The sequence below is a fragment of the Actinomadura sp. KC345 genome (genome assembly GCF_004348515.1).
GTDB lineage: Bacteria > Actinomycetota > Actinomycetes > Streptosporangiales > Streptosporangiaceae > Spirillospora.
The window spans coordinates 1-6142 of the sequence record NZ_SMKH01000384.1 but is presented as its reverse complement, the minus strand read 5'-3'; the positions used below and the strand labels follow the sequence as shown (position 1 = coordinate 6142).

General features: G+C 73.2%; 7 protein-coding genes. 5 read left to right on the top strand and 2 right to left on the bottom strand.

Translation table 11 applies throughout. The features are described from left to right. Both E1281_RS36040 and E1281_RS36035 read left to right on the top strand, forming a co-directional pair. Positions 1-619: trypsin-like serine protease (locus tag E1281_RS36040; RefSeq protein WP_131884183.1), on the top strand; the 619-nt coding region annotated here is incomplete at its 5' end. 30 nt (positions 620-649) lie between these two features. Beyond that, the gene (locus E1281_RS36035) at positions 650-1204 is read left to right on the top strand and encodes a snapalysin family zinc-dependent metalloprotease (RefSeq protein ID WP_131884182.1); all 555 of its coding nucleotides are present in this window, start codon (positions 650-652) and stop codon (positions 1202-1204) included. Positions 1205-1292: 88 nt separating this feature from the next. Here E1281_RS36035 and E1281_RS36030 read toward each other — a convergent pair whose 3' ends face one another. After that, positions 1293-2690, bottom strand: a complete 1398-nt coding sequence (locus E1281_RS36030) for an MFS transporter (RefSeq protein ID WP_131884181.1) — start codon at positions 2688-2690, stop codon at positions 1293-1295. Positions 2691-2804: 114 nt separating this feature from the next. Continuing rightward, complete coding sequence (locus E1281_RS36025; RefSeq protein ID WP_131884180.1) at positions 2805-3425, bottom strand: TetR/AcrR family transcriptional regulator; 621 nt, start codon at positions 3423-3425, stop codon at positions 2805-2807. A 113-nt stretch (positions 3426-3538) separates the two neighbouring features. Here E1281_RS36025 and E1281_RS36020 point away from each other — a divergent pair, with 113 nt between their 5' ends. The 3 genes from E1281_RS36020 to E1281_RS36010 form a co-directional block, all read left to right on the top strand. Then, complete coding sequence (locus tag E1281_RS36020) at positions 3539-4558, top strand: hypothetical protein (protein ID WP_131884179.1); 1020 nt, start codon at positions 3539-3541, stop codon at positions 4556-4558. A gap of 73 nt (positions 4559-4631) precedes the next feature. Then, entirely contained in the window at positions 4632-5246 is a 615-nt protein-coding gene (locus tag E1281_RS36015) for a TetR/AcrR family transcriptional regulator (RefSeq protein ID WP_131884178.1), read from the top strand. Further along, the coding region (locus E1281_RS36010) for an EamA family transporter (protein WP_243717745.1) at positions 5243-6142 on the top strand (900 nt) is incomplete at its 3' end. The genes E1281_RS36015 and E1281_RS36010, both read left to right, overlap by 4 nt.

The following is a 6142-nucleotide window of genomic DNA, read 5'->3' as shown; positions in this document are numbered from 1 at the left end:
GATCGTGGGCGGCGTTCCCGCGTCCGAGACGTACTCATTCATGGTGTCGCTCCAGAACTCGTCAGGCCGGCACAGCTGCGGCGGCTCGCTCGTCGGCGCGAGCTGGGTCGTGACCGCCGCGCACTGCGGCACGCCGTACCAGGTCAGGATCGGCACCACCCGCTACGACTCCGGCGGCGAGGTCCGCCGGGTCGCGAGCCGGCAGGTCCTCGGCGGGGACGTCGCCCTGCTCCGGCTCGCGAGCGCCGCGGCGTCCGCCCCCGTCTCCATCGCGACCGGCGCGCCCGTCGGCTCCGCGACCCGGCTGCTCGGCTGGGGCCAGACCTGCCCGCAGCGGGGCTGCGGCCCCGCGCCCGTCGGCCTGCGCCAGCTCGACACCCGGATCCTGTCGGACGGGCAGTGCGCGGGCATCCGCGGCGCCGAGCTGTGCATCGAGGGCGGCGGCGGCCGGGGCGCCTGCTACGGCGACTCCGGCGGCCCCGCGATCATCGGCTCGTCCGGCAGGTGGCAGCTGGTCGGCGCCACCAGCCGCGGCACCGCCTCCACCTGCGCCGTCACCCCCGCCATCTACGGCGACGTCACCGCCTACCGCTCCCGGATCCTGCAGATCATCGGCTAGGACCCCCGGCCCCGCTCCACGAGGAGTCCCATGGTCATCAGAAACCTCCTGAGGGTCTGCGCGGCGCTGCTGCTCGGCCTGGCCTTCCTGGCCGGGACGGGGGCGTCCGCCTCGGCCTCCGAATCGTCCGAAGCCGTCCGGACGGTCAGATACGACGCGAGCCGCGCCGCCGAGTTCCGGACGGCCGTCGACGAGGGCGCGCAGATCTGGAACGAACACGTCGCCAACGTGCGGCTCGTCCCCGGAACCCCGGCCGACGTCGTCGTCCTCGCCGACGACGGCTGGCCCCGCGCCCGCGTCACGGGCCTCGGCCGCGGCACGATCTGGATGGGCCGGCAGGCCGTCCGGGACGGCCACTACACGGTCCGGATCGCGTCCCACGAGTTCGGCCACATCCTCGGGCTGCCGGACCGGCGCACCGGCCGGTGCACGGACCTGATGTCCGGGGCCAGCGCCGGGACGTCCTGCCGCAACCCCAACCCGAATTCGGCCGAGATCGCCGAGGTGGAGGGCAACTTCCAGAACGGCCGCATCGGCGTCACGCCGGGCGTCACCCTCACCGAGGCTCCCGCACCGGTCCGCTGACCCCGCGAGCTCCGGGCGCCCGCCCTCTCCCACGGGCGCCCGGTCGGCCGTGCGTCAGGAACGGCCGTGCGTCGGGAACGGCCGTGCGTCAGGAACGGCGGCGGGGCAGGAACGGGACGAGGGCCGTCCCGGCGACGGTGATGAGGGCCGCGACGAGGAACGCCGTCGCGTAGCCGTCCGCCAGGTCCGGCCCGGAGGCGGCCGCCGCCGCGCTGAGGACGGTGAGGCCGATGGCGCCGCCGATGGTGCGGGACGTGTTGACCACGCCCGCCACCGCGCCCGCCTCGTCCTCGGAGGCGCCCGCCGTGGACGCCTCCACGAGCGGGGTCATCAGCAGCCCGAAGCCGACGGCCATGGTCGCGCCCGGCCCGAGGATGGAGCCGAGGAACGTTCCGCCCGCGTCCAGCACGACGCCCTGCCACGCGAACCCGGCCGCCGCCAGGAGCCCTCCGGCGCCCGCCAGGAGCCGCGCGTCCATGCGCTCCATGAGCATGGGGGCGAGCCTTGAGCCGATGATGATGCCCAGCGTGTGCGGCAGGAACGACAGCCCGGTGCGGATCGCGCTGTAGTCCAGGACGTTCTGCATGTAGAGCGACAGGAAGTACCAGAGCGCGAAGCCTCCCGCCATGATGACCAGGGTGGTGAGGTTGCCGACCGCCACGCTGCGCAGCCGGAACAGCCGCAGCCGGACGAGCGGCTGCGCGGCCCGCGCCTCGACGGCGACGAACGCGGCCAGCAGGACGAGCCCGCCGCCCAGCGGGATCAGCGACGTCCACCCGTGGGTCTCGATCCGCCCGATGCCGAAGGCCAGCAGCCCCACCCCGGCGGTGACGAGCACCGCGCCGGGCACGTCGAGGCGGGCACGCCCGCCGGTGTCGCGGTCGGCCCGCAGCCACCGCGCGGCGATCACCGCGACGACCGCCCCGACCGGCACGTTGATCAGGAAGACCCAGCGCCAGCTCAGATAGTCGGTCAGCAGCCCCCCGACCAGCCCGCCCGTGGCGCCTCCGGCGGTGCCGACGGCCGTCCACAGCGCGATCGCCTTCGTCCGCGCGGGCCCGTCGGGAAAGGTCGCCGTGACCAGCGACAGCGTGACCGGCGCGAGGATCGCGGCACCGAGGCCCTGCACCGCGCGCGCCCCGATCAGCATGGCCCCGTCCTGCGCGAACCCGCCGGCGAGGCTCGCGACGGTGAACAGGCCGAGCCCCGCCAGGAACACGCGCTTGCGCCCGAAGATGTCGGCGGCCCGCCCGCCCAGCAGCAGGAACCCGGCGAACGTCAGCGAGTAGGCGTTGACGACCCACTGCAGCCCGGTTGCCCCGAGCCCGAGCCCGCTCCGCATATCGGGCAGGGCGACGTTGACGACGGAGATGTCCAGAACAACAAGGAACTGCCCGATGGAAGCCGCCAGCAGTGCCGCCCACCCGGGCGTCGACGAACGCACCGGCGCCTTGCCGGCGGCTTCATGCTCATAGGTCGTGGTCATGCCCTCCATGCTCCCGCCGCCCCCGCCGCCCGCGCGTCGGCCGCCGGTCTCAATCCCCAAGGTCCGATCGACCTAGGACCACCCCTCACCGGATCCGTCGCGGCGCGTCCGCCGTCAGGCGGAGGGGGTGGTGCGTTGGCGGATCAGGGGGAGGTAGACCTCGTCGACGATTTCGACCAGGACCTCGTCGGGGGCCGTGGGGACGCCGCGCACCACGAACTCGTTGCGGAGCAGGACGATCGCCACGGTCGCGACGCGCGGGTGGAGCGCCTCCGGGGCGGCTTCGCCGCGCGCCACGGCGCGTCCGAGGATGGTCAGCCAGGAGGCGGCCACGGCGTCGGCCGACTGGTCCGGCAGTTGCGCCATGAGTTCCGACGCTCCGCCGGCCGCGGCGAGCAGGTCGCGCAGGATCGAGCCGAGCGGCGAGCTCCAGTGGCGGTTCGCCCGGCGGAGCTGCTCAAGGACGTCGTCGCGCAGATCGCCGGTGTCGGGCGGCTGGACGCTCTTGGCCAGCCGCCGGTAGGCGGCGATGCCGAGGGCCAGGCGGTTCGGCCAGCGGCGGTAGATCGCGTTCTTGTTGGTCCGGGCGCGTTCGGCGACCCGGTCCATGGTCAGCCCGGAGAACCCGGACTCGGTGAGCTCCTCGACGGCGGCGTCGAGGATCGCCTCCTCCAGGACGGCGCCACGGCGCCGGGTCTGCCCGTCCGCTGGTCGCTTCGCCGGATCGTCCGCCATGCCCTCGTCCCGTATTCGGTACCGTCCGTTCCTCGCCAAGGTTGGCGTCGGACGCGCATGTAAGGCAATTAAGGTACGGTAAGTACCGTATTTCGACGAGAGGACGCCTCGCCATGCGCGCCAAGGGCATCACCTACGACACCGGCTTCGTCCGCGACGGACGGAACTCCCGCGAACGCTTCGATCCGGCACTGGCCGGGCGCGAGCTGCGCATCATCCGGGACGACCTGCACTGCAACGCCGTCCGCGTCACCGGCGGCGACCCCGACCGGTTGGAAACGGCCGCCACGCTGGCCGCCGACCTGGGCCTTGAGGTCTGGTTCTCGCCCTATCCGCTGGAGCTGACCACCGAGGAGATGCTGTCGCTGTTCGCCGACTGCGCCGAACGCGCCGAGCGGCTCCGGCGAACGGGCGCGGAGGTCGTGTTCGTGACGGGCGCCGAGCTGAGCCTGATGAACAAGGGCTTCCTCCCCGGCGACTCGCTGGCCGAGCGGGTCGAACTGCTGAACCGTCCGGAGCGGCTGCGCGAGCTGGTCGGCGAGGCCGGCGGCCGCGTGAACGCCTTTCTCGGCGACGCCGTGAAGCTCGTCCGCGAAAGGTTCGGCGGCCGGGTCACCTACGCCGCCGTCCAGCTCGACTTCGTGGACTGGACGCCCTTCGACATCGTCTCCATGGATCTCTACCGCTCGGCCGACATCGCGGACCGGTTCACCGAGGGCGTCCGCGCACTCGTCGCGCAGGGCAGGCCGGTCGCGATCACCGAGTTCGGCTCCTCCTGCTTCCGCGGCGCGGGGGACGTGGGCGCACGCGGCCTGGAGATCGTCGAGTACGACGAGGACAGCGGCGCACCCGTCCGGCTGGACGGCGAGTACGCCCGCGACGAACCCGGCCAGGCCGCGTACCTGGGCGAACTGCTGGACGTCTTCGTGGCCGAAGGCGTCGACAGCGCATTCGTCTTCATCTTCGCCCTCTACGACCACCCGCACCGCCCCGGCGGCGACCCCCGCGACGACCTGGACCTGGCCAGCTACGGCATCGTCAAGGTCCTGGAAGACGGGCACGGCACCACCTACCCCGACATGCCCTGGGAGCCGAAGGCCGCCTTCACCACCGTCGCCGACCACTACCGCTGACGCACCCCACCTGAACCGGTGGGGCATGGCCCGCCCCTTAGGTAGACTGACCTACCTAGTAGGGAGGAACGGGATGAGCGGTACCGGCGATGCGGCGCCACGGCCCAGGCCCGGGGCGCGGCGGGGGGCCGCGCGTGGGCGGCTGCTGGACGCCGCCGCGCGCCGTTTCTACGCCGATGGGGTGTCGGCTACGGGCATTGATGCGATCACCGCCGAGGCGGGCGTGGCGAAGATGAGCCTCTACAACAACTTCTCGTCGAAGGCCGACCTGGTGATGGCCTACCTCGATGAACGGCACCAAGAGTGGACGGACCTGTACCGGCGGCGGCTGGACGGCGCCCAGGACGGTCGCGACGGTGTGCTGGCCGTGTTCGACGCCTACGCCGATCACGCCGCCTTCGCCTACGAGCGCGGGTTCCGGGGGTGCGGCCTGCTGAACGCCGCCGCCGAACTTCCCGCCGGACACGAAGGACGGGCCTTGGTGCGACGGCATAAGGAGGAGGTCGAATCCCTGCTCGCCGGACACCTCGACGAGTTGCTGCCCGACCGGCCGGAGCGGGCGCAGGCGGTGGCCGAGCAGTTGGCCTTCCTGCTGGAGGGGGCCATGGCACGCGCCGGTCTGGAAGGGACGGGGACGCGTCTGGAGCACGCGCGGGCCATGGCGGCCGACATGCTGGAACGGCTGTGAGTCGTCCCGCCGCTTCGGCCGGGCTGGGCATGCTGTGCGTGCTGCTGGCGTCGGCGCTCTGGGGGACGACGGGCACCGCCGCGACCTTCGCACCGGCCGTGGGTCCCCTGGCGATCGGGGCGGCCGCCATGGGCCTGGGCGGGCTGCTCCAAGCCCTCATCGCCGTCCCGCACCTGACCCGGGAACTCCCAAGGCTGCGTGCACGGCGCGGCACGGTCCTGCTAGGCGCGCTGGCGGTGGGGGCCTACCCGCTGGCGTTCTACAGCTCCATGCGTCTGGCCGGCGTCGCCGCGGGAACCGTGGTGTCGGTCGGATCGGCCCCGCTCGCCTCGGCCGTGGTCGAGCGCGTGGTGGACGGGCGCCGCCTCACCCGCCGCTGGGTGGTCGGAGCCGCTCTCGGCCTGTCCGGGACGGCTCTGCTGTGCCTGGCCGAAACCGCCGGCCGCTCCGGCGCGCAAAGCCGCTCGGCGGGGGCCACCCTGCTCGGCCTCGGGCTGGGACTGGTGGCCGGGTTCACCTACGCCCTGTACTCCTGGGCGGCCCACCGCCTGATCAGCCGCGAGATCTCCTCCGTCGCCGCCATGGGCGCGATCTTCGGGTTGGGCGGGCTCCTGCTCATGCCGGTGCTGCTGGCCACCGGAGGGCCGCTGGCCGCCTCCTGGTCCAACGCGGCCGTCGGCGGCTACATGGCCCTGGTCCCCATGTTCCTCGGCTACGTCCTGTTCGGCTGGGGTCTGGCGCACGTCCCCGCGAGCACCGCCACCACGCTCACGCTGCTGGAGCCCGCCGTCGCGGCCGTACTGGCGGTCCTGGTGGTCGGTGAACGCCTTCCTCTCCCGGGATGGGCCGGGATCGCGCTGATCGTCGGCTCCCTCACCGTGCTCACCACCCCGACC

Coding starts and splice junctions, on each gene's coding strand:
- E1281_RS36035 (WP_131884182.1), top strand. CDS start 650: ATGGTCATCAGAAACCTCCTGAGGGTCTGCGCGGCGCTGCTGCTCGGC.
- E1281_RS36030 (WP_131884181.1), bottom strand. CDS start 2,690: ATGACCACGACCTATGAGCATGAAGCCGCCGGCAAGGCGCCGGTGCGT.
- E1281_RS36025 (WP_131884180.1), bottom strand. CDS start 3,425: ATGGCGGACGATCCGGCGAAGCGACCAGCGGACGGGCAGACCCGGCGC.
- E1281_RS36020 (WP_131884179.1), top strand. CDS start 3,539: ATGCGCGCCAAGGGCATCACCTACGACACCGGCTTCGTCCGCGACGGA.
- E1281_RS36015 (WP_131884178.1), top strand. CDS start 4,632: ATGAGCGGTACCGGCGATGCGGCGCCACGGCCCAGGCCCGGGGCGCGG.